This window comes from Hymenobacter sp. BRD128 (assembly GCF_013256625.1).
Classification (GTDB): domain Bacteria; phylum Bacteroidota; class Bacteroidia; order Cytophagales; family Hymenobacteraceae; genus Hymenobacter.
In genome coordinates this window covers 663,860-690,669 of the sequence record NZ_CP053908.1, presented here as the reverse complement: position 1 = coordinate 690,669, position 26,810 = coordinate 663,860, and the positions used below count along the sequence as shown (strand labels likewise).

Annotated in this window: 27 protein-coding genes and 2 pseudogenes; 10 read left to right on the top strand and 19 right to left on the bottom strand. The window is 65.0% G+C overall.

From position 1 onward, the window contains the following. The first annotated feature begins 62 nt into the window (after positions 1 to 62). On the top strand, positions 63 to 989 hold the full coding sequence (locus GKZ68_RS03160) for an alpha/beta fold hydrolase (RefSeq protein ID WP_173110648.1): 927 nt from the start codon (positions 63 to 65) through the stop codon (positions 987 to 989). 70 nt (positions 990 to 1,059) lie between these two features. Beyond that, positions 1,060 to 1,332 carry a hypothetical protein gene (locus tag GKZ68_RS03155; protein ID WP_173110646.1) on the top strand — a complete coding sequence of 91 codons (273 nt, stop codon included), beginning with the start codon at positions 1,060 to 1,062 and terminating at the stop codon, positions 1,330 to 1,332. A 53-nt stretch (positions 1,333 to 1,385) separates the two neighbouring features. On the opposite strand, the pseudogene GKZ68_RS03150 reads toward GKZ68_RS03155, so the two are convergent. From GKZ68_RS03150 to GKZ68_RS03140, 3 genes and pseudogenes are all read right to left on the bottom strand, one after another. Beyond that, positions 1,386 to 2,071, bottom strand: a pseudogene (locus GKZ68_RS03150) (IS5 family transposase). A gap of 58 nt (positions 2,072 to 2,129) precedes the next feature. After that, positions 2,130 to 2,654: a hypothetical protein gene (locus GKZ68_RS03145; RefSeq protein ID WP_173110644.1), complete on the bottom strand. Its 525-nt coding sequence runs from the start codon at positions 2,652 to 2,654 to the stop codon at positions 2,130 to 2,132. A gap of 36 nt (positions 2,655 to 2,690) precedes the next feature. After that, on the bottom strand, positions 2,691 to 3,818 hold the full coding sequence (locus GKZ68_RS03140; protein ID WP_254244138.1) for a spore photoproduct lyase family protein: 1,128 nt from the start codon (positions 3,816 to 3,818) through the stop codon (positions 2,691 to 2,693). Between the two features lie 119 nt (positions 3,819 to 3,937). On the opposite strand from GKZ68_RS03140, the gene GKZ68_RS03135 reads away from it, so the two are divergent. Continuing rightward, positions 3,938 to 4,474, top strand: a complete 537-nt coding sequence (locus GKZ68_RS03135) for a 2'-5' RNA ligase family protein (protein WP_173110642.1) — start codon at positions 3,938 to 3,940, stop codon at positions 4,472 to 4,474. On the opposite strand, the gene GKZ68_RS03130 is transcribed toward GKZ68_RS03135, so the two are convergent. Then, a complete protein-coding gene (locus tag GKZ68_RS03130; RefSeq protein WP_173110640.1) occupies positions 4,466 to 4,909 on the bottom strand; it encodes a BLUF domain-containing protein in 444 nt (147 codons plus the stop codon). The two genes, GKZ68_RS03135 and GKZ68_RS03130, sit on opposite strands and share 9 nt — an antisense overlap. A 113-nt stretch (positions 4,910 to 5,022) precedes the next feature. Between GKZ68_RS03130 and GKZ68_RS03125 the strand changes: the two are divergent. Continuing rightward, positions 5,023 to 6,543: pseudogene (locus tag GKZ68_RS03125) on the top strand (malate:quinone oxidoreductase); the annotation flags it as partial. 164 nt (positions 6,544 to 6,707) lie between these two features. Then, on the top strand, positions 6,708 to 7,319 hold the full coding sequence (gene pncA, locus GKZ68_RS03120) for a bifunctional nicotinamidase/pyrazinamidase (RefSeq protein ID WP_173110637.1): 612 nt from the start codon (positions 6,708 to 6,710) through the stop codon (positions 7,317 to 7,319). Between the two features lie 125 nt (positions 7,320 to 7,444). Here the strand turns inward: pncA and GKZ68_RS03115 are convergent, their stop codons facing one another. Next, the gene (locus GKZ68_RS03115; protein WP_173110635.1) at positions 7,445 to 8,563 is read right to left on the bottom strand and encodes a glycoside hydrolase family 43 protein; all 1,119 of its coding nucleotides are present in this window, start codon (positions 8,561 to 8,563) and stop codon (positions 7,445 to 7,447) included. 129 nt (positions 8,564 to 8,692) lie between these two features. Between GKZ68_RS03115 and GKZ68_RS03110 the strand changes: the two genes are divergently transcribed. Further along, complete coding sequence (locus tag GKZ68_RS03110) at positions 8,693 to 9,214, top strand: GNAT family N-acetyltransferase (RefSeq protein ID WP_173110633.1); 522 nt, start codon at positions 8,693 to 8,695, stop codon at positions 9,212 to 9,214. Between the two features lie 69 nt (positions 9,215 to 9,283). On the opposite strand, the gene GKZ68_RS03105 is transcribed toward GKZ68_RS03110, so the two are convergent. Further along, positions 9,284 to 9,904 (bottom strand): thioredoxin family protein, encoded by a 621-nt coding sequence (locus tag GKZ68_RS03105; protein WP_173110631.1) that lies wholly within the window; start codon positions 9,902 to 9,904, stop codon positions 9,284 to 9,286. A gap of 72 nt (positions 9,905 to 9,976) precedes the next feature. Between GKZ68_RS03105 and GKZ68_RS03100 the strand changes: the two genes are divergently transcribed. After that, a complete protein-coding gene (locus GKZ68_RS03100; protein ID WP_173110629.1) occupies positions 9,977 to 10,321 on the top strand; it encodes a hypothetical protein in 345 nt (114 codons plus the stop codon). A 91-nt stretch (positions 10,322 to 10,412) separates the two neighbouring features. On the opposite strand, the gene GKZ68_RS03095 is transcribed toward GKZ68_RS03100, so the two are convergent. Then, a complete protein-coding gene (locus GKZ68_RS03095) occupies positions 10,413 to 14,411 on the bottom strand; it encodes a gliding motility-associated C-terminal domain-containing protein (protein WP_173110628.1) in 3,999 nt (1,332 codons plus the stop codon). Between the two features lie 169 nt (positions 14,412 to 14,580). Here GKZ68_RS03095 and GKZ68_RS03090 point away from each other — a divergent pair, with 169 nt between their 5' ends. Further along, entirely contained in the window at positions 14,581 to 15,546 is a 966-nt protein-coding gene (locus GKZ68_RS03090) for an MBL fold metallo-hydrolase (RefSeq protein ID WP_173110626.1), read from the top strand. Between the two features lie 95 nt (positions 15,547 to 15,641). Then, the gene (locus GKZ68_RS03085; RefSeq protein WP_173110624.1) at positions 15,642 to 16,091 is read left to right on the top strand and encodes a hypothetical protein; all 450 of its coding nucleotides are present in this window, start codon (positions 15,642 to 15,644) and stop codon (positions 16,089 to 16,091) included. 26 nt (positions 16,092 to 16,117) lie between these two features. Here the strand turns inward: GKZ68_RS03085 and GKZ68_RS03080 are convergent, their stop codons facing one another. The 11 genes from GKZ68_RS03080 to GKZ68_RS03030 form a co-directional block, all read right to left on the bottom strand. Beyond that, complete coding sequence (locus GKZ68_RS03080) at positions 16,118 to 16,942, bottom strand: hypothetical protein (protein WP_173110622.1); 825 nt, start codon at positions 16,940 to 16,942, stop codon at positions 16,118 to 16,120. Between the two features lie 146 nt (positions 16,943 to 17,088). Continuing rightward, positions 17,089 to 17,505 carry a hypothetical protein gene (locus GKZ68_RS03075; protein ID WP_173110620.1) on the bottom strand — a complete coding sequence of 139 codons (417 nt, stop codon included), beginning with the start codon at positions 17,503 to 17,505 and terminating at the stop codon, positions 17,089 to 17,091. A gap of 33 nt (positions 17,506 to 17,538) precedes the next feature. After that, the gene (locus tag GKZ68_RS03070; RefSeq protein WP_173110619.1) at positions 17,539 to 17,922 is read right to left on the bottom strand and encodes a hypothetical protein; all 384 of its coding nucleotides are present in this window, start codon (positions 17,920 to 17,922) and stop codon (positions 17,539 to 17,541) included. After that, positions 17,919 to 18,269 carry a hypothetical protein gene (locus GKZ68_RS03065; RefSeq protein ID WP_173110617.1) on the bottom strand — a complete coding sequence of 117 codons (351 nt, stop codon included), beginning with the start codon at positions 18,267 to 18,269 and terminating at the stop codon, positions 17,919 to 17,921. Before GKZ68_RS03065 ends, GKZ68_RS03070 begins: the two co-directional genes overlap by 4 nt. 49 nt (positions 18,270 to 18,318) lie before the next feature. Next, entirely contained in the window at positions 18,319 to 19,314 is a 996-nt protein-coding gene (locus tag GKZ68_RS03060) for a hypothetical protein (RefSeq protein WP_173110615.1), read from the bottom strand. Between the two features lie 65 nt (positions 19,315 to 19,379). Next, positions 19,380 to 20,411, bottom strand: a complete 1,032-nt coding sequence (locus GKZ68_RS22355) for a hypothetical protein (protein ID WP_173110613.1) — start codon at positions 20,409 to 20,411, stop codon at positions 19,380 to 19,382. Between the two features lie 30 nt (positions 20,412 to 20,441). Then, a complete protein-coding gene (locus GKZ68_RS03050) occupies positions 20,442 to 20,621 on the bottom strand; it encodes a hypothetical protein (RefSeq protein ID WP_173110611.1) in 180 nt (59 codons plus the stop codon). 128 nt (positions 20,622 to 20,749) lie between these two features. Then, positions 20,750 to 21,370 (bottom strand): hypothetical protein, encoded by a 621-nt coding sequence (locus GKZ68_RS03045; RefSeq protein ID WP_173110609.1) that lies wholly within the window; start codon positions 21,368 to 21,370, stop codon positions 20,750 to 20,752. Between the two features lie 354 nt (positions 21,371 to 21,724). Next, positions 21,725 to 21,907, bottom strand: coding sequence for a hypothetical protein (locus GKZ68_RS03040; protein WP_173110608.1), 183 nt, complete (start codon positions 21,905 to 21,907; stop codon positions 21,725 to 21,727). Between the two features lie 105 nt (positions 21,908 to 22,012). After that, entirely contained in the window at positions 22,013 to 22,786 is a 774-nt protein-coding gene (locus GKZ68_RS03035; RefSeq protein WP_173110606.1) for a hypothetical protein, read from the bottom strand. Positions 22,787 to 22,807: 21 nt separating this feature from the next. Next, a complete protein-coding gene (locus tag GKZ68_RS03030; protein ID WP_173110604.1) occupies positions 22,808 to 23,383 on the bottom strand; it encodes a hypothetical protein in 576 nt (191 codons plus the stop codon). A 274-nt stretch (positions 23,384 to 23,657) separates the two neighbouring features. Between GKZ68_RS03030 and GKZ68_RS03025 the strand changes: the two genes are divergently transcribed. Beyond that, entirely contained in the window at positions 23,658 to 24,422 is a 765-nt protein-coding gene (locus tag GKZ68_RS03025; RefSeq protein ID WP_173110602.1) for a LytTR family DNA-binding domain-containing protein, read from the top strand. A gap of 100 nt (positions 24,423 to 24,522) precedes the next feature. Here the strand turns inward: GKZ68_RS03025 and GKZ68_RS03020 are convergent, their stop codons facing one another. Next, on the bottom strand, positions 24,523 to 26,748 hold the full coding sequence (locus GKZ68_RS03020; protein ID WP_173110601.1) for a tetratricopeptide repeat protein: 2,226 nt from the start codon (positions 26,746 to 26,748) through the stop codon (positions 24,523 to 24,525). Positions 26,749 to 26,810: the final 62 nt, after the last annotated feature.

Here is a 26,810-nt window from a genome sequence, read left to right as displayed (position 1 = left end):
CGTATACGATGATGGCCGGGTACATGGTAGTAGTCCGGTTTATTTTCGCTTGCCTTACTCTTATGGAAATGAACTTCATCCGGCGCGGCACCGGTAAGCCGCTGCTGCTAGTACACGGCATTGGCGGCAGCTGGCGCTCGTGGCAAACTATTCTGGACGGGCTAGCTCAGGAGCGCGAGGTAATTGCCGTGGACCTGCCCGGCTTTGGCGACACGCCGCCGCTGCGTGGGCCGGTAACCATTGGTACCCTAGCCGACGCGCTCACCGAGTTTTTGCGTCGGCACGACCTGCTGGGCATCGACGCGGCAGGCAGCTCGATGGGCGCGCGCCTGGTGCTGGAGCTGGCCCGGCGCGGCGGCGTGCTGGGGGCGGTAGTGTCGCTCGACCCGGGCGGCTTCTGGCAGGGCTGGGAGATTCCGGTTTTCTACCACAGCGTGGACCTATCAACCAGGCTGGTGCGCGCCTTGCAGCCCGCCATGCCCTTGCTTACTGGCAATGCGGTGACGCGCACGCTGCTGTTTGCGCAGTTTTCGGCCCACCCGTGGCAGATTCCGGCCCGCGCGGCGCTGGATGAGATGCGCAGCTTTGCCCACGCGCCCTCCTTTGATGAGCTGCTCTATAACCTGGCCTATGGCGAGGTGCAGCAGGGTGCGCCCAAGGGCTCGATACCAGGCTCGCTGGTTATTGGCTGGGGGCGGCAGGATAAGGTATGCGTGCCCAGCCAGGCGCCGCGGGCCCTGGCGAAATTTCCCGACGCCCGCCTCTATTGGTTCGACCACTGCGGCCACTTCCCGCAGTGGGACCAGCCCGCCGAAGCTACTCGCCTTATTCTGGCAGCCACCAGCGGCCAGCCCTTCCAGGATAGCGTAGTGGCCCGGCACGCACCGGAGCAGCCAAAAGTGCCGCAGGCGGCCCTGGTGGCCGGCGTGGCCGCGCTGGTAGCCGCCGGCGCCTGGCTCTGGCTGCGAAAGCGACAGGCGCGGGGCTAGCCCCACGCCGCACAACTTTTACTGGGGCGACGGCATTTGGCAATCTACTGTCGCCCCGTTCATTTTTATTATGGCTCCCGATTATCAACCCGTTGCCTGCAGCTTTTACGATGAGCTGGAAGCCCTGGCCACCCGCAAGAAGCAAGTGTATTTGCAGTACTTCAACGACTTGCGCCAGCTCTGCCAGGGCCCGGCCACCTTCAAAACCTTCTTCGTGCGCGACCACGTCGAGTTTGCCCAGCTAGCCTCGGGCGAGGAAGTGCGCCTCGACCACATCATCCGCATCGATGATACACCCGCGCCGGGCTTTATTGAGTATCCGGATTTTCGGTGCGGGTGCTAGTGGTAAGGATTTACTCGTTATCTGTAATAGAATGGCCTAGGTTGCACGGACAATTAGCGAAGCCACAAGAGTGCTGAGATGAAATGCACCATTCCTAAGAAGCTGCTGGCCGTTTTATCATAGCGCGTGGCCAGCCGGCGAAACTGCTTGAGGCGACTAAAAAAGCGCTCGACTTTGTTGCGGTCGCGGTACAGATTTCGGTCAATCACGCGTTGGACGAGGCGGTTCTTTTTGCTGGGAATCACCGCTTGGGCACCGAGGGCGGCCACGCTGGCGAGTACGGCGTCCGTATCGTAGGCTTTGTCTGCCAGCACGTTGCTGGTACCCTCAGCGGCCGGCAGCAGTTCCGCTACGCGTCGACAATCGGCTTGCTGGCCGGGACCGAGCACCACGCGCAACGGGTTACCCAGCGCGTCGACGAGGGCGTGGATTTTGGTCGTCAGCCCGCCGCGGCTGCGGCCGAGGGCTTCGTCGCCGACGCGGCTTTTTTTCGGCTGCCCGCCGCCTGCGCGTGGGCCCGCACCACGGTCGAATCAAGCATCACCCAATCCAGGTCTGGTTCCTGCACGGCTTCGAACAAGCGTTGCCAAATGCCTTTTTGGGCCCAGCGCCGGCTGCGTTTGCGCAACGTGTCGTGTTTGCCAAAGCGGGCCGGCAGTGCACGCCAGGCGCAGCCGTGGCGCGCCACCCAGAACACGGCGTTGAGAAAGAGTCGGTTATCGACGCCTGTTCGGCCCACGTCGCCCGCTTTGCCCGATAAATGTGGGGCCAAAGCGGTCCAAGCACGGTCACTGATTTCATCCAGATTGCTCACGAACGCAAAGATAATTGTCCGTACAACCTAGCCGAATTAAAAACGCCCGTAGAATATCATAAGTAGCCATATCGGCTTCAACCGCTTCCAGTTGGTCGGTACACATAAAGCAGCAATGAAAGTATATATTCAGGATACTTATTAATTCATTGGCTTCGTTGTAAAAAGCAAGGGCATCGCGATAGATAGGGGTGCACATAGCATACCACTCCTGTTTAGTGGATATTTGCAACTCATAGGATAATTGCTGTGCTTCAACCGAGCCAGCAGCTAGCCGTGCTACGGCGGTAGCCGTTGAATGCACAGGTCCCAGCCCTTTTGTCAGCGTTAAGGAAGGCCGCTTCAATTCATCTATCTGCCTTTGAATAGCAGCTCGCCGCATATAGCGAGCTGTTACAAGCTCCTGCTGAAGTTGCTTTTTCAAGGCTATCAACTTCGGGCCTCGCTGAAACGAATAGGTAACTAAATAACTAAACTGCTGCTGCGCCCAAAAATCACTGAGTAACATTAACTATTAAGCTAAGTGTAGAGCGAAGCTATACGCCTACGTCCAGTACTGCACCGGCGCGTGCGGAAAGCGCCGCTGCCATTCGCTATAAAACCAGGCTTTCAATTCCTTCATCGTGGGCAGGTCATAAACGTACTTGAGGCCGCCGAACTTGTTGCGCTTCACAGCGCGGGTGCTTTCATCGAGGTCGAGGCTCGTGTTGGGGTACCAACCAAGCAGCACTTCCTTCGAGCCGGGCGTGAAGCGGTGGGTGATAAACTCCACGGTGAGGTCGCAGTCGAAATCGAGGGCCGCTTGCAGGCGGTCGAGCAGCGCGCCGTAGTGCTGCTGCCAGTCGGGCAGGGGCATAATGGGCGCCAGCACCACGCCTATTGGGTAGCCACCGCCCCCTTGGGCCACCGGCAGCGCCAGCCGCCGCAGCGCCTGAATGCGGGCCTCGATGCTGGCCGTGCCGCCTTCGAGCTGCCGGACCAGGGGCTCGGCATTGAGCGAGGCGCGGGCGCGGGTGTGGCCGTGGTGCGGCAGGCCCAGCAGGCTTTCCACGTGGTCGTACTTGCTCACGAAGCGCAGGCGGCCACCCTCACGGCTAGCGAAGTAGCGCACGGCTTCGGCCAGCGCGCCGGTGAGGTGCTCGATGCCCAGCACGTCGGTGTAGCAGCTAGCCTCGAAGCTCACGGGGCGGCCGGCGCGCTCGTAGGCCTGCGTGTTGGCGAGCAGCTTGGGCAGGTTGGCGAAGGCGCGCACCACGGGCGGGCCGCTGAGGCTGCCGGCCAGGTAGCAGTACTGGCAGTGCGCCGGGCAGCCTTCGGCCAAGTTGAGCTGGTAGTCGGCCGAGGGCGGCGTGGGCTGGAGGCGCAGTGCGCCGGCCGGCGCGTTTACCACGGCCAGGGTAGTTTTGGCGGTGCGGTAGGTGGCGCGCTCGTCGGCGCCGCGCAGGCCGGTAAGGCGGTTGCTTTTCAGCCGCTCAATGGGCAAGTTCAGGGCCTGGGCACGGGCCAGAATCTGCTGGCCATAGGCTTCCTGCAAGGCATCGGGCGTGAACAGCACGCGCTGCGGCAGCCACAGCTTGGCACCGTGGGTGCGCGGCGCAGCGGCCTCCGGGAGGGCTAGCGGCCGGGCTATTTCGGGCGCATTGAGAACGGGCAAAAAGAGGTTGGTCTGCATTACGTACCCAACAAGCCTGGCTGCGTAATAAGTCGATTTGAGTTGGTTTTTAAGGCCGGTTAGCAGCTTTTTTTACCTGGCTCGTTAGCGTCCTGCACCAGTTTATCCCTCCTCTTTCAGTGTCCAACTTCTCCCCTGCCCCACTCATTCTTACGCTCACCCTCGACGAGGCTAGCCAGGCCTTTTTCGATGCCCAGCGCAAAAAGTATTTTCCGCCCAAAATCAACTACCTCAACGCCCACCTCACGCTGTTTCATGCCCTGCCGGGCAGCGAGGAAACGGCTATTTGCGCCTACCTAGCCGAAGCAGCGGCTAGCCAGCCGGCGCCGCTGCCGCTAGCCGTAACGGGCCTGAAGTTTATGGGCCGGGGCGTGCTGTATACCCTCGAAAATCCTGAGTTGCCGGCCCTGCACCGGCGCCTGCAGCAACGGTGGCAGCCGTGGCTTTCGGCCCAGGACCAGCAGGGCCTGCGCCCCCACATTACGGTGCAAAATAAGGTGGAGCCCGCCGTAGCGCGAACCCTTCTAGCCGAGCTAAGCGCTGGCTTTCGGCCCTTCACCGCGCAGGGTACGGGGCTGGCACTGTGGGCCTACCGGGGTGGCCCCTGGGAGCGGCGGCAGGTATTCTCGTTTGGCTCAGCTCAGCAGCTACACTAGCACCATTTCAGTACTGGCGGCCAGGAACTCGCTGAGCAGCGGCTGCGTGGCGGTGCCCAGGCCCGCGAGTACGAGCTGAGGCGGGGTGAGGTAGCCAGGTAGCTGCCGCCAATCGGCAGCGGTGGGCGGGGGTGCGAAGCTCATGTACCACTCTTTATACTCACGCTGGGGCACCCGGCCGTCGGCCAGCTTTTCGAGGCAGCCGTGGCGGGGGTCGGCCGCGATGCGGGCAAAAAGGCGCCGCACGGCCGCCGGGCAGCCTTCCAGCACCTGTATGAAGCGGCCGCCGCTGTACATAAGCACGCCCGTGATGCCGGCCTGCTCGTTGAAACCCCGCGCCTGCTTTAGCAGTTGCAACAAGTCCGCCTCCCTAAAATCGGCAATGGCCGTACTGATGTAGACGATACTGTAACAACCCCCTGGTTCACTTTTCATCCTTGCTCAACGCCCCGGCGCAATTCCTGGCTTTAGTAAAGGTTCTGCTGGTCATTTTTCTTTATAGCCGCTAGCGCGCAGCAACTTGCTGCGGCAAATTTACCGTAGCCCGCGCTATTTCCCTGCTTTTTATGGATTTAAAAACTTCTTCTACCAAGCCGCTGACTGCTGATATTGTGCTCATTGGCGCGGGCATCATGAGTGCCACGCTCGGTGTATTGCTTAAAGAGCTTGACCCTAGCCTTACCCTGGCCGTGTACGAGCGCCTCGACGCGGTGGCCGCCGAAAGCTCCGACGCCTGGAACAACGCCGGCACCGGCCACTCGGCTTTTTGTGAGCTCAACTACACGCCCCAGCGCCCCGATGGCAGCGTTGATATCGCCAAGGCCGATAAAATTGCCGAGCAGTTTGAGCTGAGCAAGCAGCTGTGGGCCAGCCTGGTAGAAGAAAGCAAGCTGCCTGACCCGCACTATTTTATCCATAGCATTCCGCACATCAGCTTCGTGTGGGGCGAGGCCAATGTGGAGTACCTACGCCGGCGCTACGAAGCCCTGCTGGGCTCGCCGCTGTTTGCGGGCATGGAGTTCAGCACCGACCCGGCCGAAATTGCCGGCTGGGCGCCGCTGGTGATGGCCGGGCGCGACCCTAGCCAGCCCGTGGCGGCCACGCGCATGGCCATCGGCACCGACGTTAATTTTGGCGCCCTCACCCGCGCCTTGTTTGACAACCTGCGCCAGCAGCCGGGCGTCAGCTTCGAGCTAGGGCAGGAAATCGAGGATTTGCGCCGCAAGGAGGGCGGGCTCTGGCGCGTTAAAATCCGGGACCGGGCTACCGGCAAAAGCCGCAAGGTGTACACGCGCTTCGTGTTTATCGGGGCGGGCGGCGGCTCGCTCACGCTGCTCGAAAAGTCGGGCATTCCCGAGGCCAACGGCTTTGGCGGCTTCCCGGTGAGCGGGCAGTGGCTGAAATGCACGCAGCCCGAGGTCATTGCCCGGCACGATGCCAAGGTATATGGCAAGGCCGCCGTGGGCTCGCCGCCCATGTCGGTGCCCCACCTCGACACCCGTCAGATAAACGGCCACCAGGAGCTGCTGTTTGGCCCCTATGCCGGCTTCAGCACCAAGTTTCTGAAAAAAGGCTCGTACACCGACCTGTTTCGCTCAATTGAACTGGGTAACATCCGGCCGCTGCTTTATGCCGGGGCGCGTAATATTCCGCTCACCAAATACCTCATCGGGCAGGTGCTCCAAACGCCCGAGCAGCGCATCGCGGCCCTGCGCGAGTATTACCCCGAGGCCCGGCCCGAAGACTGGCAGCTCGAAGCAGCCGGCCAGCGCGTGCAGGTCATCAAAAAAGACAAAAAGCAAGGCGGCGTGCTGGAGTTTGGCACCGAGGTCGTGACGGCCGCCGACGGCTCCATCGCGGCGCTGCTGGGGGCCTCGCCGGGGGCGAGCACGGCCGTTAGCATTATGCTCGATTTAGTGCAGCGCTGCTTTCCTGAGCACGCCGCCTCGCCCGAGTGGCAGGCCACATTTCGCCGGCTGGTGCCGTCTTTTGGTCAGCATTTGGCTGATAATCCAGCGCTTACGCAGCAGGTGCGGGCCCACTCGGCGCAGGTGCTCAAGCTGAACTGACGATTAATACTTAGAGAACGTCCTGCTGAGCCCCGCGAAGCATCTCGCTCGCGCCGCTGGCCGCTAGGGTCACTTATTTAGCGGCGCGGGAGGGATGCTTCCGCAAGCGGACGCCAGATGAGCAGGCCGTTCTTTTATTAGCCGCTACTTATTCCTATTAACCTATGACTTGCCTGCTGCTCATCGATTTTCAACTCGATTTCCTGCCCGGCGGGGCGCTAGCCGTGGCTGAAGGGGATGCCATTTTGCCGCTGCTCAACGGCTTGCAGCCGCGCTTCGACCTGGTGGTGGCAACGCAGGACTGGCACCCGGCCGGGCACCGCAGCTTTGCCAGCACCCACCCCGGCCACGACCTTTTCAGCGAAATAGCGTGGCAGGGCCTGCCCCAGCGCCTGTGGCCCGACCACTGCGTGCAGGGCTCGCCCGGCGCCCAGCTGCACCCCGGCCTGAGCCTCGACCGCGTGGAAGCCATCTTCCGCAAAGGCACTGACCCTGAGCTGGATAGCTACAGCGCCTTTTTTGACAACGGCCACCGCCGCGCCACCGGCCTGAGTGCCTACCTGCGGGCGCGTGGCATCACGCAGGTATTCGTGGCGGGACTAGCCAGCGATTACTGCGTGTATTTTTCGGCCAAGGACGCGCGCAGCGAAGGCTTTGAGGTAGCGGTGATTGAAGACGCTAGCCGCGGGATTTCAGCCGGAAGTATCGCCGCCGCCAAGGCCGACCTGCTGGCGCAGGGCGTGCGCTTTGTGCAGGCTAGCGAGGTGCTAGTTTAAGTAGGGATAAGGAAAGAAAAAAAGCGCCCTGCTCATCTGGCGTCCGCTTGTCGAAGCGGTAGAGATGCTTCGACAAGCGGACGCCAGATGAGCAGGGCGTTCTTTATTTATTATACATTAATCTCTCACGGATTAATTGTGACGATGCTGCCGTCGGGGGTACGCTTAAGCTCGGTCACTTTCACATTGCGCAGCCAGGTCTTGTTACTGAGTTCGGTGTCGTGGTAGAAAATGTACCACTTGCCCTTAAACTCGACGATGGAGTGGTGAGTGGTCCAGCCCTGCACGGGGTTCATAATAACCCCTTTGTAGGTAAAGGGGCCGGTGGGCGAGTCGCTCACGGCGTACACCAGCAGGTGGGTGTCGCCGGTCGAGTACGAGAAATAATACTTGCCCTGGTACTTGTGCAGCCAGCCGCCCTCGAAGAAGCGCCGCTTGGTATCGCTGGCCAGCAGGGGCTTACCGGCTTCATCCACGATTTTAATTTCTTTGACCGGGCCGGCAAAGTGCTTCATGTCGGCGCTGAGCTGGGCCACGCGCGGGCCGATGGCGGGCTCGTTGCCATCGGGCTTTTTCTCGGGGGCGTTGGCGTCGTAAGTACCGGTTTTCCAGCGCTGAAGCTGGCCGCCCCAGAGGCCACCAAAGTACATGTAGGCCTTGCCGTCGGTATCCGTAAACACGGCCGGGTCAATGCTATAGCTGCCCGCGATGGGCGCCGGGTCGGCCTTGAACGGACCGGTGGGCGACGGGCTGGTGGCCACGCCCATGCGAAACACGTCCTGCTTGTCCTTCACCGGAAAGTACAGGTAGTAGGTGCCGTTCTTAAACGCCGCGTCGGGCGCCCACAGCTGGCGGCCGGCCCAGGGGATATTCTTGATATCCAAGGCTATGCCGTGGTCGGTGACCTTGCCGCCCACGCTATCCATCGACAGGATGTGGTAGTCGCGCATGGCGAAGTGGTCGCCCTTGTCATTTTCCGGAATACCCGCCTCAATGTCGTGCGAGGGGTAGATGTAAATCTTGCCGTTGAAGACGTGCGCCGACGGGTCGGCGGTGTAAATGCTGCTAATGAGCGGCTTGGCCAGGTACTTGGGCTTGGTGCCGGCCGAGTCAGTAGCAGTGGTGGCCGGGGTGCCGGCGGCGGGCGGGCTGGTGGTTTGGGTGGGCTGGCTTTGGCAGGCGGCCAGGGCGAGCGGGGCGGCCAGCAGCAGGGCCGGCCGGCAAGCGGCAAGGGTGCGGAGCATGAAACAGAGGTAGTTAAATCGGTGGGACCGCAAGCTAGCGCGCAGTTTTTTGCGTCAGCTATCGGTTTCGTTTGGATAGGCTGGGCTGGCCACCTGGCCCGCACCTACCCCGCCGGCTACCTTTGCGACGTGGAAAAACCCGCTCCTACCTTCAGCCCCGCCACCCCGGCCGACGCGCCGGCCCTGGCTACGCTCATCAACCGCGCCTACCGCAGCGAGGCTAGCCAGGCCGGCTGGACCACCGAAGGCCACCTGCTCGAAGGCCCGCGCATCGACGTAGAAACGCTGCTGGAAATGCTGGCCGCCCCGGCCGCTGTGCTACTCAAGACTGAGCTTAATGGCCAGCCAGCCGGCTGCGTATACCTCGAAAATCAGGGCAACTATCTTTACCTGAGCATGCTGGCCGTAGCGCCCGAGGCGCAGGCACACGGCCTGGGCAGGCAATTGCTGGGAGCCGCCGAGGCCCATGCCCGCCAGGCTGGTTGCCGCGCCATTAAGATGAGTGTGCTGGCGCTCCGCTCCGAGCTGCTGGCCTGGTACGAGCGCCAGGGCTACCAGCGCACCGGCGCCAGCGAGCCCTTTCCGGACACTATTCGCTTCGGCCGGCCGCGCCAGCCCCTCACCCTGCTCACACTGGAGAAAGCGCTTTAACTCAACGAGTAATTCAGTAGTGGTCAATACCTAAACGTCATTACCTACTACTGAATTACCCATTACTACTTAGCTCAGCTGCTGCACCAGGGCTAGCAGTTCGTGCTGGGTAGCCTGGGTGCGGTCGTGGGCGTACCAGGCGTGCAGCTCGCGGATGAAGTCGTCGTGGGCCATGCCCTCGGCTTTGAGCTTGAGTATCAAGGCCTGGGCTTCGGCGGGGCGCGGGCCCCAGTGCGTTACTTCGGCCAGGGTATCGGCGCGCAGCACCACCAGTTTGGGAATGGAGCGGCTGCCGTTGGTGAGGTAGCGGTCGGAGAGGTCAAGATTTTCGTCGCGCAGCACGTAGGCGGGGCGCAGGTGGCCCCGGCTGGCCTGCGCCACGGCTTCCATTACGGGCACGGTTTGGGCGGCGTCGCCGCACCAGCCTTCGGTGATTATCAGCCAGATGTAGCTGCCTTGCAGGCTAGCCACGGCGGCAGCCAATTCGGGCAGCAGCTTCACCGTTTTGTCGAGGCGGCTCATGCGCTGCTCGTTGAGCTTGGCGTAGGCGAGCAAGTCTTCCGACTGTTGGGGGCCGGTGGTTTTACCCTGCGCCAGCAGGTCATCAATTAGCTGGCGATAAGCGTGATAGGTGTAGGCAGCAGCGAGGCGCTCGGCACTGATAACCGGCGCGGAAGAAGTAGTAGGCATAAGGAGCAGTACGAGAATGAGCCTACAACAGCCGAGCGCCCCAAATGGCTACGGCGCCGCTAGCTTTGCCGCATGCTCAACCGATGCTTTTCCGCGCTGCTGCTGGGTGGGCTGGCTGCCTGCCAGTCGGCTAGCCTGCCTACTACCTCCGCTCCGGCGGCCGTGCCCAGCGCCATCTCGATGCCGCCGGCCACCTCGGCCCCCACCCCGGAGGCCGCCCGCGCGGCGGTAGCCCAGTACCTGCAAGGCCAGCCCAGTGCGGCCCTGTACGTGCTCGACTCGGCTAGCGTACTCAATGCCGATGCGCACTGGCAGGTGCTGGTGCCCCGCACCGACTGGGCCCGGCGCATGCCTCATAAGGCAGCGTTTGAAGTAGACAAAGCTACCGGCCAGGTTGTTAGCCGCCCGGTGAAGTAGCAGGCAGCTTTGGCTGCACCGTGGCTTAGACCCGCCACTAAAAAACGCCCGACCAAGCTGGCTGGGCGTTTTTTAGTGGCGGGCTTGGCTGTTATTTCACCACTTCCAGCCAGCCCTTGATGCGGTGGCCGTCGGGATACGTGAGCAGGTAGTAGTAAACGCCGGCGGGGTTGCCAGTGGCGTCCCAGTCGTTGTGGTACACCGCCGATTCGTACACCCGCTGGCCCCAGCGCGAAAACAACTGAAGCTGCGGCGCGCAGCTCGGCGGCAGCCGGAAATACTGGTTTTGCTGGTCGCCATTGGGCGTAATAATGTTCGGGATGACCTGGTTCTGCAGGTCGAGGGCGGCTAGCGGCGCGGTAGTTGCGCACTGCGCATTGAGGTAGCGCAGGCTCACCGTGGGCTGGTAGTGGCCGGCCTGCTGGTAGGTGTGCTGCACCACGGCGCCCGTGGCGGTGGGGCTGCCATCGCCAAAATCCCACTGGGTAGCGGCGTTGCCGCCCGCATCGGTAAAGCGCACGCTGAGCGGCACTTGCCGGTCTTCGGGGCACGCCACCGGCGCCCAGGCGGGCTGGAAGGCCGGCTGCACGGCCACGGCCACGCGGCGCGTGGCCGTGGCCGTGCAGCCGGCGCTCGCCACCGTATAAGTCAGCACGGCCGCCCCCGCAAAGCCTGCCGGCGGCGTAAAGAAGAAGCCGCTGGTGGCGGTGCCGCTCACGCCGGGGCCAACCCAGGTGCCGCCCGCTGGCTTAGCCCCGCGCAGCCGGAATGCCGCCGTGGTGCCGGGGCACAGCGTGGTATCGGCCGGCACGGCCGCCACCAGCGTAGCGGATACCGTGACCGTCATGGTGCGCTGGGTGGCGCAGGTGGTGCCGCTGCCCACCACGTAGGTGAGCGTGAAGGTGCCCACGCCCGCCTGGCTAGGGGAAAAGAAATAATCGGTCCCGGTGCTATTGACGCCATAGCCGTACCAGTAGCCGCCGGCCGGGCTAGCCACCAGCGGGTAGCGCGTGGTAGTGGCCACGCACAGCGGCGAGGGCAGCGCCGTGAGCACGGGCGGCGCGGCGCCCACCACCGTGATGCGGCGCACACTCGTGGCGGCGCACGACTTATCGGCTGCCGTCTGGGTGTAGGTGAGGCTGACCACGCCCGGCGGCACGCTGGCCGGGTCGAAGAAGAAGCCCCCCGCCAGGGTGCCCGTCACGCCTGGCCCCGACCACACGCCGCCAGCGGGCGTGCCCACCAAGCCGATGGGCGAGGCATTAATACACAGCGTTTGGGGGGCGCCGGCCGTGGCCCGCACTACCTCTACCCGGCGTTTTAGCTGCACCGTGCAGCCCACGGAGTAAGTGTACGTGAGGTCGGCGACCCCGCTCACTTTGTTGGGGTCAAAATACTGGCTGCTGCCGCTGGTCATCACGCCCGGTCCGCTAAACGTGCCGCCCGTCGGCGAGCCCACCAGCGGCGTAGTGGGCAGCGGGGCGCCATCGGCCGCGCAGTAGGCCGAGGGCAGCACCGTCGCAATAGTGACCGAAGCCGCCGCCACGGCCGTCACCTGGCGGGTGGCCGTGCTGCTGCACAGCCCGGTAGCCACCGTGTAGGTGAGCTGGTAGGTGCCCAGGCTAGGCGGCGTAAAGACATAGCCCGTGGCCACCGAGCCACTCACGCCGGGGCCCGCCCACACCCCGCCGCTCGGGGTGCCTTCCAGGGGCGAGGCATTATTGGCGCACACCGTTTGGGGCGGGCCTACGTCGGCCACGTCGGGCCGGAAGTTGAGCACGAAGGCCGCGTTGTTGCAGTTGTTGCTCGTGCCGCTGGTGGCCGAATAGTAGTTGGCGCCCGGCGGAATGGGAAAGCTGGCGCTGGCCCCGCAGGTGCATACGGCCTGGTACACCACCCCGCGCGGGTCGAAGCGCGAGGTGCCGCCATCGACGTGCTCGCCCCAGCTGGGGGTATCGTAGTAGCCGCCAAAGTAGGTGGCGTAGCCCAGGTTGGTGAGGCCGGCCCCAAACTGCGCCAGGTAGAAGTCCGACCCGTCGGTTGTCGATTGCACGGCGTAGGGCGTGATGGGCAGGCCCTTGGTGCTACTGCCATTGTTGGCACTCAGGTAGTTGGCGCTAGGGTAGCCGTAGAGCTGATTGGCGCCGCCGCCCCAGCCGCACACAAACACCCGGTCGCAGTGGTCCACCAGAAAAGCGGTGGGCGAAATATCTACCGTGGTACGTCCGCTGCCAAATACCGTGGCCAGCTGGGTAGTACTCAGGTTAGCGTCGAGCTTATGAATGAACTGGCGGCCGCCCGGCGTAGTATACAGGCCCGGCGTAACGGGGTACGTGCCCAGCGTTTGGCCGAGCACGTACACCCCGCCATCGGTGCCGAGCTGCACAAAATACGCTTGGTCGTAGGCGCTGGTACCCAAGTAAGTAGTGCGCATAATGCTGCTGCCATTGGCCGCGATGCGCGCCACGTAGCCATCCACGTTGCCGGCCAGGGTGGTCTTGAGGGCGCCGGCGGTGGCGGGCAGGTCGGGGCTGAGCGTGCCGCCCGCCACGTACACGTCGCCCGAAGCGGGTTCGATTTGCAGCGAGTAGGCCCCATCCGAAGCACTGCCGCCCAGGTAGCCACCCCACAGCAGGGCCGACAAGTCGCTGGTGAGCTTGCACACCACGCCATCGGAGGTGCCACCCCGGTAGCTGCGCTGAAAGCTGGCCGGGGTGCCGGCGGGCAGAAAGTCAGCGGAGCTCGTGCACGAGGCAATATACACGTTATCAGCCGCGTCCACCACAATATCACCCCGAAACGAGTCGCCAAAATTGTGCACCAGCTGCGTCGCGTTCGAATACATCTGCAAGGGCAGCAGGCCGTCGTTGCCGGTGCCGCCCAGGTAGGTACTGCCCTTGAGGGCCGCCCCCGAGGCCGCAAGGCGAAATACCACAATGTCGGCGCCCCTATTCAGAAACGGGTCGCCGGTAGAGCCGCCCCTGAACATGCTCTGCACGGCCGGGGCCGTAATCGGAAAGTCATTGGAGCCCGTCGAGCCCAGCACCAGCAGCTCCCCCTGGCTGTTTACCACCATGCTGTGCGGGTATTCGGCGGCGGTGCCGCCCACGTAGGTGGCCCAGGCGCGGGCGGCGGGGCCCGACTTGGTCACGTCGTACTTGATGAGCCCCATGTCGATGTTGCCCTTAAAGTTGGTTTGGAACGCGCCGGGACTCACCGGGTAGCCCTGGCCAAACACGATGCCGCCCGAGTAGAGGTTGCCCTGGGCGTCGTAGGTGGCGGTGCAGCCCCAGTTGGTGTAGGTCGAGCCGGTGTAGGTGGCAAAGACCAGCGTGGGGTCGATGGTGAGCGGCCGGGCCGGGTCGTAGCGGCCCAGCTCGAAGCGCACCGTGCCATCGTCGTCGAGCCGGTAGCGGCAGGCCACGGGCTGGCGGCCGCCTCCGGCATCGAGCTGCCAGGCCTGCGGCGCCAGCTCACGCACCACGCCCACGGTGGTGGCTATCTGCAAGTTGCCCACGGCATCGAGCGTTACCGGGGCGCCGGCGTGGCGCAGGCCAATGGCGGCCGGGCTAGCCCCCGGTGCCACGGTAAAGTCGTATTCGAGGTGCTCCTGCTCATTTTCGTAGAAGCGCGCCGCCACGCCGGGCCACAGCTCGGCATAGCGCAGCTCGTGGTAGCTGCGCACGTCGGTGGCCCAGCGGGCCGGGTCGTTGCCCCGCAAATAGTTGCGGTGCTCGGCCGTGGGGCTGGTAGCCAGCAGGTGCGTGGCCGGCGAGGCACCGGCAAAGCGCAGGTCGAAGGCGTGGCCCCGAATGGCGTAGTCGGCCGTGGGCAGCGAGGCGGCCGAACCGGTGGGGTGGCCCGAGGCGCGGGCCAGCGCCCCATCTTCGAGCAGGGCTAGCCGCAGGCCATCGCGCTCGGCAAAGAGCTGCCCGCCGCCCACCAGGGCGGCCGTGTAGCGCACCGGCGCCGGCAGCTGGCCTTTGTTTTCGATAAACTCCAGGTCGGGCGGCGCGGCGGGGTGGGCCGGCGGCCGGGCGGCCCCCGCCTGCACCAGCAAGCAGAATAGCAGGGTAAAGAGTGTTTTCATCTATTTTTTGCAGAAAAGGCGCAGAATCACTCTCAAATATACCTCCATCCTAAGCCTTCGCTCGCTATGCTTTTTTTCAAGCCATTTTTTGGTAGGTCGGCTAGCCCCCGGCGGGCATTTTTGCGTATGCCGGAGCTACTTCTTTTTCCTCACTATTGGCCTTCTGTTTATGGACCAGGTTGCTGCTGGCGTGCACCAGCTGCGCATCAAGCGCTTTGTGAATGTGTATTTTGTCGAAACCGGCACCCCCGGCGAGTGGGTACTCATCGACACTGGCCTGCCCGGCTCGGAAAAAGAGATTATCGCGGCGGCCGATACACTCTTCTATCCCGGCACCCACCCCGAAGCCATTATTCTCACCCACGGCCACCTCGACCACCTGGGCTCGGCCAAGGAGCTGGCCGAGCACTGGAAAGTACCCGTCATCGCGCACCCGCTGGAGCTGCCCTACCTCACGGGCAAGGCGCTGTACCCGCCGCGCGACCCTACCGTGGGCGGCTCGCTGGCCTTTATGAGCCGGTTTTTTCCGACCCAATTACCTAATTTAGAAGACGTGGCCGAAGCCCTGCCGCTCGACGATGAGCACCCGCCGCACCTGGTGCAGTGGCGCTGGCTGCACGTGCCGGGCCACGCGCCGGGCCAAATCGCCTTCTTCCGCGAGGCCGACCGCACGCTCATCGGGGCCGATGCGTTTGCTACCACCGACCACGAGTCGGTGCCGGCTGTGCTGCTGGGCATTCCGAAAATCAGCGTGGCCGGCGCGCCCTTCAACTACGACTGGGACAAGTGCTTTCAGTCGGTGCAGCTGCTAGCCGGCCTGGAGCCTCTGGCCATTGGCTGCGGCCACGGCCCGGTGATGACCGGCCCCGCCGCCACCGCCGGCCTGCGCCACCTGGCCGACAACTACCACCTGCCCAAACAGGGCCGCTACCTGCACGAGCCGGCCCGCACCGACGCCAGCGGCGTCGAGCACCTGCCGCCGCCCGCCGAGGACAAGCTACCCAGGCAGGCAGCCGCCATTGGCGTGAGCCTGCTGCTAGCCGGCGCGGCCTGGCTGCTGGTGGGTGGACGCCGTAAGCAGCCTAAGCTAAGCAAAAAATACCAGCCAGGCAACGCTACACGCTACCCAGCCTAGCCCCCGGCGCTATTTTTGACAGCGGGGCTAGCGGGCCGGCGGAGACTCCGCTGGCCCGCTAGCCCCGTTTTTGTCGTTTGCCTCACCTGCTTTTTATGACTCGCTACCTGCTGGCGGCCACGCTGCTGGCGGCCCCCGCCCCTGGCCCACCGGCCGCTTTTTACACTACCTACACCTACACGGGCTATACCGTGTATGACCTCACCACCGGCGAGCCGCCAACCCAGGTGCCGGGCGTGGGCGGCACGCTGGCCCTGCGCGCCGACGGCACCTACGACAAGCGCCTGAGTTTGCTGCTGGGCGACAGCGGCCCGCGCTTCTTCACCCAGCACGGCCGCTTCACCACCAAGGGCGACAGCATCGTATTTCGCTTCACCGACCTCAAGGGCTCGGATGTGCAGCGCGGCACCTACCGCTACGATGCCCGCACGCGCCGCCTCAGCATCACCATCCTGGGCTACCCTACCGGCAACAAGGGCGTGTATGAGCTGGTGGCTACCGCGCCGCTGGCGCCCGCTGGGCCGGGCAAACCACGCGGGCACTAGCGCCGCCGGCAGGCGTAGCGGGGCCGCTACGAAAACCTATTCAGCTCATCGAACGTGCGCTCGCGCGTGTCGTCCAGCTCATTCTGCAATTCCCGGTCGCGCCGAGCATTTGCGCCGGTGTAGGCATAGGTAGTCACCTTGAGCACCCCGCGCGCCCGAAAATAATAGCCCAAATACATAATCGGGGCCAGGAAGATGCCAGCCGCCAGGTGCGCGCCGCCCAGCGCCGCCAGGCCCACCAGCACCAGCCACACCCCGGCCAGGCCAGCCAGGATTTTGCCAAAGGTGGTGCGCGCGAAAATGCGGGGTCGCTCGGCCACCAGGCCGCTGGCCACTGGCGCAGCTGCCGCATCCGGCGCGGCCGCCACGGGCCGGGCCTGCTCCAGGCGGGTCACCAGGGCCTCGGTCCAGTCGTCCAGGGTCAGGAGGCCGGCGGCAGGCTTGCGCATTCGCTTACCGAAACGCCGCCGGCCCCCACCGTGTAGTTGCAGTTCCAGTATCTGATAGTAGGCCTCCCGGGGCCGCAGGTAATTGGCAATCCGGCTCAGTGGAATATCCTCGACCGGGGCGCCGGGCGCCGGAGGCAGCACGCGCAGGCACTCGGGCGTGAGCACCAGCTGCACCGCCTGGTAGCCGCGCCGCCAGGCCCAGTAGCCCGTGGCCAGCAGGCCCAGCGCCAGCAGCAAGCCCAGCGCGCTAGCCCCCGCAAATACGCTCAGTAAGCCAATGACCAGGCCGGCCGTAAGGGCCAGCACCATGAGCCAGATGTGGCCGATGCGCACGGCAAAGGCTTCGGTGGTAGGGCTAGCAGACGCAGCCGAGGCAAAGGGAGAAGAAGCAAAGTCATTCATAGCCGTGAATAAAAAAGAAGCGAAAGGGTGGTTGAAAGAGCGAAAACCAAGTATTTTCTTTTAATTTATACTCTCTATATAAAGTACATTACTGAAGCAAAAGCGCGCTACCTGGCTGGTTCTGGCCTCGGTTTCGACGGGAAAGGCTACGCCGAAGGCCGCGTTGGCCTGGCTGTAGGCCGCGTTGGCGGCGCGCCGGTTGCCGGCTTTCTCCAGGGCGGCGGGTTTTTGCAGCAGCGCGGCGCCGGCTTGGGTGTGGGCCGGGCCGGGCGCGGCGGCCAGCTAGCAGCAGAGACAGGGAAAGCTTTTGCATAGTTGGGGCGTTTTTTAAGGGGTAGGCCGCGGCGGCGCAGGGCGCTGGGTGGTGTCAGTAGCTCGGGGAAGCTTTCCTGCTGCCGCTGGGCTTCCATTTCGCGCCGATGGTCCTGGCCCGCGTTATAGAAGCCCCAGCTCAGCAAGCCGATGCCCGCTGTTGCGAAGCCCGCCGCCACCAGGGCCAGCAACGCCAGGGTGCGGAACAGCCGAAAAATCCAGTGCGGCGGCGGCTTGGGCGAGGTTGGCATAAGGAAAGGAGGGTGGGCACAGGCTAGCCACCCTTATTGGCGCGCGTAGGCCATGCCGTTGAAAATGAAGCGCGTCACTTGGCCCGCGCGGCTACTCACGGGGTAGGCGAAGTCGCGGGTAGCATGGCCCTGGGCATCGATAAGCGTCAGGTACCAGCCGCTCAGGTGCCAGTAGCCGGCCGGGGCCGAGCTGCGCCTGGCCGCGGCGGTGGCCCCGGCATCCAGGCAGCCGCCCACGTAGGTGCTGTCGGCCCGGATGGTAAGCGCCCGGTATACTACCTGCCGGTACGTTTCCAGCGCGTAGCTAGAGTCGTTGCCCACAAAGGCACCCACCAGCTGGCTGGGGCTGCTAAACGGCCCCGCGGCCGAAACCAGGCGGTGCGGCCCCCAGCTGAAGCCATCGGGGCGCAGGCTCATGTCGCCGGTTTTAACATCGAAGTAGTTGGGGGGCTGATAAGCCAGTCGATGCTGAGCGTGTTGCCCGCTACGCGGTAGCTACCACGGCGCTGGGAGGTAGTATCCAGCGCGGCCTTGCTCAGGCCCCAGGGGTTTTTGTAGGCTACGCCCGTGGGGCTGAAATAGTAGCGCGCCGTGGTGCCCGGCTTCGTCGTCACCAAAAACAGCCCCACCGGCTTGCCGCCCGCCAGGTGGCCCGCCACCGTCGGGTTATCGCCGCCCCACGAGCAGGCCCCCAGGCTCAGGACCAGCCCCCAAACCCAGCCGGCACGCAGAACCGACCGGTTTCGCAGAAAAGTAGTTCTCATGGCGCTTCGTTAAGGTGAGGATGCATTTCGGAAAAACTCCGGCCGCGAGCTACTGACGCTGGTAGGCCATGCCGTTGTAGTTGAAAAGCGTCACCTGGCTGCCGGTGCCCACCGGGTAGGCAATGCCGCGGGTGGTGCGGCCCTGGGCATCGGTCAGGGTGAGGTACCAGCCGCTGAGGCTCCAGTGGCCCGCTTGCTGCGACGTGCCCCCGGTTTCGGCCACGCTACCGGCCGTAGCCGTGGTCACGGTGGCTACGCCGCTGCCCTGGTAGGTACCGTCGGCCCGAAAAGTGAGCGTGCTCGACACCACGGCCTGCCCCACGGCCGTGGCAAACGTGGAGGTGCCGCCCTCGAAGGTGCCCACTAGCTGGCTAGGGCTCTGGAAGGGCCCCACAGCCGAGAAGATGCTACCCAGGCTCCAGCTGAAACCGTTGGTCAGTGAGTTCATCGCGGCTGTTTCCGCCTTGCGGTCGCCGGGCCAGGCAATGCTGAGCGTCTTACCCGACACCGAGTAGGGGCCCTTCGACCTGGCGGGTGTGGCGGCCAGCGCGGCTACGCTCAGGCCGGGCGGATTTTCGTAGGCAACACCATCAGGACCAAAGTAATACGTCATGGTAATAAAGTGCCCCAAGACCGTTTTTGTCCCAAAAAACAGCCCCACCGGCTTGCCGCCCACCAAGCGCCCCGCCACCGGGGCCGGGCCGGCCGGAGGCGCCGCCACCGGGGCGGCCGGGCGCGCCGCCCCCACCGCCGGCCGCAGCGCCGCTAGGCCCGCGACCCTGCCGCTCACCGCTGCTTTACCAGCCAGCGCGGCCTTCATGCCATCCGAGTCGTCTACGCTCGTGTAGGCGGCGTAGGCTTGCTGGTAGGCGGCGGCCGCGCCAGCGCGGTCGCCGGCAGCAAGCTTCATTTTGGCTTGCTGCATGAGGGTAGCGCCGGGCGGGCCGCTGTAGGCGAGCTGGGCGTGGGCAGCCGGGCTAGCCAGCAGCGCCGCTAGCAGCAGGCCCGCGCGCTGCAACGGAGAGAGGCGAAGTAGCTTAAGCATAGAAAAACAAAATGAAAATGTTTAAGCTCAGCGATAAAGCGAGCCGGCAGCAACAATCACTTATCTCACAAGCGCTTATAGGCCATACTACCGTAGTAGAAGCGGGTGAGCTGTCCGGTTTTATCGTCGGTTTCGATGGGGTAGGCCACGCCGCGGATGGTCTGGCCCTGGGCGCTGGTGAGGGTGAGCAGCCAGCCATTGAGGCTCCAGCGGCCGGTGCAGGTGCCGCTCGCCCCGGCGTGGGCCGTGCCGTCGGCATCGGTGCCGGTGCTGATGGAACTAGTACCGGTGCGGGTGTAGGTGCCGTCGGGCCGGAAGGCGAGGCCGCTCACCACGGCCGTGCTGCCGCCGCCCAGGCTCACCGAGTTGCCGCCCTCAAAGCTGCCCACCAGCTGCTGGGCACTGGCGAAGGGCCGCACGGCCAGAAACAGCCCCATGCTCCAGCCAAAGGTGCTGGCTTGGGGCTCCACGGCGCTGTCCTCGGTCTGGCCGCTGGCCCAGCGTACGGTTAGCTTGCTGCCGGCCTGGGTGTAGCTGCCGCGCTGGCCGGCCGGCAGCGAGGCCAGCGACGACGCCGAGAAACCCGTCGGATTTACAAATACCTGCCCGCCGGGCGTGAAGTAGTACGTCGCCTTTTCGAGCGAGTGCAGCGCCATGAGGTAGCGACTCATAAAAAACAGCCCCACTGGCCGCCCGCCCGCCACCGAGCCGGCTAGCGGCTGGGTAGCGTCGCCGGCCGGGCCCGCCGCCGGGGCCACGGGCCGCACGGGGGCCGCTACCCCGGCGCGGGCGGGGGCAACGGCCCGCACCGGGACCGCCGGGGCGGGCGCGGGCGGGGCCCCGGCCGACTTTAGCAGCTGGTCGGCCAGGCGCTCATCCAGCGCGGCGAGCTCGCCCAGGGCTTTTTGCTGGCCGTTGAGGTCGCCGGCCTTGGCGAAGGCGCGGCTAGCCTGGTTGTAAGCCGTCTGGGCGGCCTCAAACTGGTTGGCGCGGTCCAGCGCCTCCGCTTTTTGCAGCAGCGCCGCGCCGCTTTGGGCCCGGGCCGGGAGCACTAATAAGGCGAGCACCGCGCCCGCGAGTAAAGACAGCTTTTTCATGCGCAACTACTTATGTTAAAGCAGCTAAAATCAATAGCCATTCTCTTCTATGTCGCGCTCGGTAGCCAGGTCCGCCAGCACGGCCAGCAGCACGCCCCCGGTACTGCGGGCCAAGCGCTGCGCGCGCGGCGGTGGTGTGTGGGTAACGGCAGGACCAGTACCGGGAACAGGGCTAGCCGCGTGGGCAAAATCAGCGGTTGACGTTTTCATAAAAAAGGGGGTTAAGGGGAAATTGGCACTACTCCACCAGGGGTGTTTGCGCCGCATTGCGCCGCATTGCGCCGCTGGCTAGTCCGTCGCGGACTGGCTTTGTGGGGGCTGCTCCTGGGCGGGGCCGGCTAGCTGCCGGCTGCCCGGTAGGTGGTACTGTTGAAGCGAAACCGGTTCAGCTTGTCCGTTTTGTCGTCCTGGTCGAGGGGGAAGGCCAGGGCCCGAATGGTGCCCTGCGCATCGGTCAGGGTCAGAAACCACCCATCGAGGCTCCAGTGCCCGGCCTGCTGGCTGCTGGCCGAGCCGTCGGCCACGGTGCCGGGGGCAGCGCCAGGGTCGGCCCCGGTGCTGGGGCGCGAGTCGAGGTGGATGGCGGCGTAGTTGTCGCGCGTGAACGTGCCATCGGGCTGAAAGACGAGGGTGCGATAAACCGCGGTGCTATTGGCGTCCACAGTCACGGCATCGTTGTGCCCCTCGAAGGTGCCCACCAGCTGCTTGGCATCCGCAAACGGACCAATGCCCACGAACGAGCCGTTCCATTCGAAGCCGGTAGGGTCCGATTTGTAGGGGTGAGTTTCGGGGGCGCCCTGGTCCCACTTCACCGTCATTTCCGCGCCGTTTACCTCAAATGCGCCGCGCGACTGCGGGCCGACGGCGGCCAGGCCGGCGTCGGTAAAGTCGGTGGGGTCGGCGTACACCCGCCCATCGGGCGTGAAGTAGTAGAGCCCCTGCCGGTTAAACACGTTCATGAAAAAGAACAGGCCCTCGGGCTTCCCCCGGCCAGGCGGCCGGGCAGCGGGCTCCCCGGCGCGCTACTTGCCCCCGAAGAGCAGGCCAGCAACCCAAGTAGCAACGCCAAGCAGCCCAGCGCCCGCCAGCGAGCGGCGGTAATCAGGAAGGAACACATGCGGCAAGAGGAAATGAGAAATGTTGAAAACCACTTGTTTAAGGTCAGGAACGCGGCTATCCGAGCACAGGCGGCAAACGGGTAGTGAGGCTCCGTACCAGCTGGCCAGGTTCCGCTTATCGCGCTGCACCGGGCTAGCTTTTGGTAAGGCAATCGGGGCTAGCCAGGCACTTTGCAGACGCAGGAGCGGGTTTTCTCACGGCTGGGGGCGGGCGGCTGAGTCTGGCAGTTGGGGAGCGGCAGCGCGGAACGAGTCCTGCTGCTGTTTTTCGGCTTGCACCTGGCGGAAGTGCTCTTCAGTAGCGATGGCCGTGTTGTTCCAGGCCCAGGCCCAGAGATACCCGGCCACGAATACAAGCAGGCAAAATCCCACGAGCACAACGGCCAATGTTTTGAGAACCGCAATTATCTGCCTAGGCATAAGACATTTAGGTATAAGAAGTATTGCGGCCCGCCGACTCACCTCCCCAGCCGGAGAGTTTCTCTACTGCCGCTCGTAAGCGATGCCGTTGAAGTTGAAAAGCGTCACCTGGCTGCCGGTGCCCACGGGATAGGCAATGTCGCGGACCTTATGGCCCTGCGCATCGGTGAGGGTGAGGTACCAGCCGTCGAGCTGCCAACGGCCGGCCTGCTGCGACGTGCCCCCGGTTTCGGCCACGCTACCGGCCGTAGCCGTGGTCGCGGTGGCTACGCCGCTGCCCTGGTAGGTACCATCGGGCTTGAAAGTGAGCGCCTTAGATACCGTAGACTGGCCCACGGCCGAAGCGTAGGTACTGGTGCCGCCCTCGAAGGTGCCCACCAGCTGGCTAGGGCTTGTGAAAGGCCCCACGGCCGAGAAGATGCTGCCCCCGCTCCAGCCAAACCCACCGCCGAGTGGCAGCATCTCGGCGCTTTCGGGCTGAGTATAGCCGGTCCAGGCAATGGCGAGCGTTTTGCCCGTTACCGAGTAGCGCCCCTTTGATTTTTCGGGCGTGGCAGCCAGCTCGGCAGGGCTCAGGCCCACCTGGTTTTCGTAGGCAATGCCAGCCGGGCTGAAATAGTACGACAGGGTGCGAAAATTGCCCAGCACCGACTTCGTCACGAAGAACAGGCCCACTGGCTTGCCGCCTACCAGGTGGCCGGCCACCGGCGCGCCGTCGGCGGCAGTAGCCGCGCTGCCTTCGCCGCACCCGGCTAGCACCAGCAACAGGCCCAGCAGCAACACCCACGCGCACCCAAACAGCGTGCAGAAAATTGATTTCAGGGTTTTAGTAGCCATGAGCTTAGGTACTAAAATGGGCTAGCGCACTACCAGAGCCCCTTTGCCGCTGGTGCTCACGCGGCGCTGCCCGGCGGCCAGCGTGCCGTAGTTGCTGCCGAAGCTGAAACCGGGCGTGTTATTGCTCAAGCCCGTGAGGTTGCCCCCACCCGACGCCACCAGGTTGCCCCCACCCGAGGCCACCAGATTGCCCCCGCCCGACGCCACCAGGTTGCCGCCGCCCGAAGCCACCAGGTTGCCCCCGCCCGACGCCACCAGGTTGCCCCCAGCATCGAGCACCGACACGGCAAAAATCTGGTTGCCCTGGGCCACGGCCATCACCGTGTTGCTGCCGAGCGGGGCCACGCCCACGCGCAAGCCGCTCTGCTGCACCTGCTTGATGTAGCCCATCAGCTCGTCGCGGCTGCCCCAGGTGCCGTTGTTGTAGAGATGAATGTTGCACTCGCCCGCTTCGCCCTGGCCCACGGGCTGGCGGTTGTAGAGCTGCTGGTAAAGCTGCCCAATCCACGGGTCGCGGCACTGAGCAGCCGCGCTGAGCGCACCTGGCAGGCAAAGAGTGAGCACGAGCAGCCAGGTACGAAAAGTAGACGTAGGCATAAAAAAGGGTTGGAAGGTGAAAAGAAGAGCACGCATCGGCCGGCAGGCGCCGGGCGACTTGCTGAACCAAAGTAATTTACCCCCTAGCCGGCCCAGGTAAAAAGTATAGTAACCCCACCAAAAAGTCGATGAAGCGCTGCCTGCGTCGGCGAAGGTGCCGGGCGGGGTTGGGGAAGCGCCACGCGAACCCTACCTTGCGCGCGCAAGTAAGGCTTGCTGCTTGCCAGCCAGTTGGTTGGCTGAGGCTAGCCACTCGTTTTACTGCGCCGTGCTTATGCCGCTACCTCTACCCAGCTCAAGTAATCCGCTGCGCTGCGCCGTGCTCGACGACGACCCCCTGAGCTGCGACCTGGTAGCTGGCTACGTGGGCCGGGTGCCGGCGCTGGCACTCGTCGGCTCGTTTACCGAGCCGGTAGCAGCCTTTGAGTACCTAAGCCGCGCGCCTATCGACCTCTTAGTCACTGACATCGAGCTGCCCGGCCTTAGTGGCCTGGAGCTGGTGCGGGGCCTGCGCCAGCCGCCGCTGGTGGTATTCCTGACCTCGCACCCTGAGTACGCACTGCCTACGTATGAGCTCGACGCGGTCGATTTTCTGATGAAGCCACTGGCCTTTCCGCGCTTTTTGCGGGCCGTGGATAAGGCCCAGCGGCTGCACGCTGGCCCGGCGGCCGGTAGCCCGCCGCCGGCCGACGACACCTTCTTTATTCGTACCGAGCAGCAGTTTCTGCGGCTGCGCTGCGCCGAGGTGGCCTATGCCGAAGCCATGCGCGACTTCGTGAAAGTATACCTCACCAGCGGGGCCGTGCACATTACATTGGTCAATCTCAAGCACTTCGAAGAGCAGGTGCCGACCGGCTGCTTCCTGCGCACGCACCGCTCATTTCTGGTAAATAAGGCGCACATCACGGCCGTTGCGGCCGATGAGGTGCGGCTAGGCCCCGCGCTCACGGTGCCGCTGGGCCAGAGCTTTCGCGAGGAAGTGCTGGCCCAGGTGGTGCAGCAGCGCCTGATAAGCCGCCACCCGGCGGGTAGCAAGTAGCGCAGCCGCGCAGGCTGCGTGCCCCAGCTGGCCCGGGGCACTGGCCGGTAAGTAGCCTACACGGCGCGCCGCCAGTAGGCCGCTGGCCTCGCACACATTACTAACCGGCTTTAGCCGCGACGGCCGGGCCGGGGCTTTGCTCGCGTAGCTGCGGGCTAGCCGGGGCTTCGGTGGCGGGCAGCAATAAATAGAAGGTAGTGCCCTGGCCTGGCCCGGGGCTAGCCACCTCCAGCTCGCCGTGGCTGCGGCGCACGTAGTCGCGGCTGAGTACCAGGCCCAGGCCGGCGCCGGGCGCACCTTGGGCGGCGCGGCGGGGCAAGCCCTCGGCAGCCAGGAGCTGGCGGGGCGTGGACGTGGGCAGGCCCAGGCCGGTATCGGCCACGGCGAGCTGCCAGGTGCCGGGACGATACTCGGCATCTACGGTTATCTGGCCACCTTGGGGCGTGAATTTGAGGGCGTTGCTGAGCAGGTTGCGCAGCACGAGGCGCACGGCGGCGGGGTCGGCCTGCACCCACTCGTCGCCGCCGAGGGTGGTGCGCAACGTGAGGCCGGCTGCCTCGGCAGTGGGGGCCAGCAGGCTGGCCGCGTCCTCGACGGCAGCGGCCAGCGACAGCGCTTCGGCGCGGGCCGGGCTAGCCCCGCGCAGCTGCATGGCCGCCCAACCCAGCAGGTTTTCGAGCAGCACGAGCGTTTGGTCGAGGGTTTGGGTGAGGTGGCGCGTGTACTGGCGCAGGCGCTCGGGCGGCAGCGGCGGGCCGCTCAGCAGCTCTACAAAGGTGTGCAGCGAGTGCAAGGGGGCCCGCAAATCGTGGCCGATAATGGAGAACAGCCGGTCTTTGGTAGCGTTCAGCTCCGTGAGCTCGGCGCGCTGCTTTTCTACCAGCTGGTTGCGGCGGCGCAGCTGCCAGGCTAGCCAGCCCAAGGCCAGCGCGCCCAGCGCCGCCGCCGTGAGGCCGGCGGCCAAGCCCCATAACTGGCGCTGGCGCAGGCGCAGGGTTTCGGCCTGGGCCGTGCTGGTGCGGGCCAGCGCCTGCCGCCGCTCGCGCTCCTGGCTCAGCTGAAAATCGCCCTGCAAGCGGCCAATCTGCTCGGCCTTGGCCTGGCTGAACAGCGAGTCGCGGGCGGCCTGGGCCTGCTCGGTGTAGGCTAGGGCCTGGCGGTAGTCGCCGCCGGCTTTGGCCAGGCTAGCCAGGCGGGCGGCGGCGCTTTGCACGTCGGCCACGTCGTGGATGCGGCTGGCCAGGGCCAGGGCCTCGCGGGCGGCGGTGGCCGCTGGGGCGGGCTGGCCGCTTTGCTGGTAGGTTTGGGCCAGGCCGTTGAGCACGTCGGCGGCGGCGTTGTTATCATCGGCGGCGCGCAGCAGAGCCAGGGCGCGGGTGTAGGCCCGGATGGCTTCGGGCCGGCGGCCGGCATCACGCAGAAAGTGGGCGTAGCTGCCCAGCACCTGGCCCACATCGGCAGGCTCGTGCAGCGCCTCGAAGCCGGCCAGCGACTTCCGGAAATACGCCTCCGTATCGGGGTGGTGCAGGTGGGTCATGGCGGTGGCCATGTTCTGGTATACGATGGGGCGCACGCGCTGGTCGGGCACCGAGTCGAGGCGGGGCAGCAGCTGGTGGTAGGTGCGCAGGGCCAGGGCGTATTCTTCCTGCTTGAGGTACACGTTGCCGATGTTGCCCAGCGAGTTGACTTCCGTTTGGGCATCGTGGTGCTGGCGGGCCAGCCGCAGTGCCTCAAACAGCGCCGCCAGCGCCCGCGGGTAGTCGCCCCGGTTCACATAAATACTCCCCAAACCATTGAGCGCCTGCGCCGTGCGGGCCCAGTCGCCGTTCTTCGCAAAAAACTGCCGCGCCGCCTGCACCGAAGCCAGCGCGCAGGCATAGTCGTCCTGGGCGTTGCAGAGGCGCGCCCGGTTGAGCAGCGCCGTGCCCAGCCCGCGCTGCGCGCCCGGCCGCTGCCCCAGCGCCACGGCCGAGTCGAGCACCACCCGCGCGGCCGGAAATTTCCCCTCGTTCTGGTAGCTCAGGCCCAGGCCGGTGAGCGCCCGCACCTGGCCGCTGGCAAATCGCAGCCGCTCGCTCAGGTGCTGGGCCTGGCGCAGGGCAGCGCGGGCCTCGGCATACTGGCCCAGCCGGGCCAGCGCAAATCCCAGCTCGTTGAGGGTTTGGGCGCGGCCGGTATCGGCGGGCGCGGCGGCGGCGCGGCGGCGCAGGCTGTCGGCTTGGGCCTGCGGGTTGGGCGGGCCGCCGGCCTGCGCGTTTTGCCCCCAAAGCACTCCTAAAAAAGCCAGAATAAGCGCCAGGCGCGACCGGGTAATGAGTTGAATCATAGCGGCTAGGGTTAGGTGCGCAAGGTAGCCGAAATTTTCAGTTTTTGGCTAGCCCTCTGCCC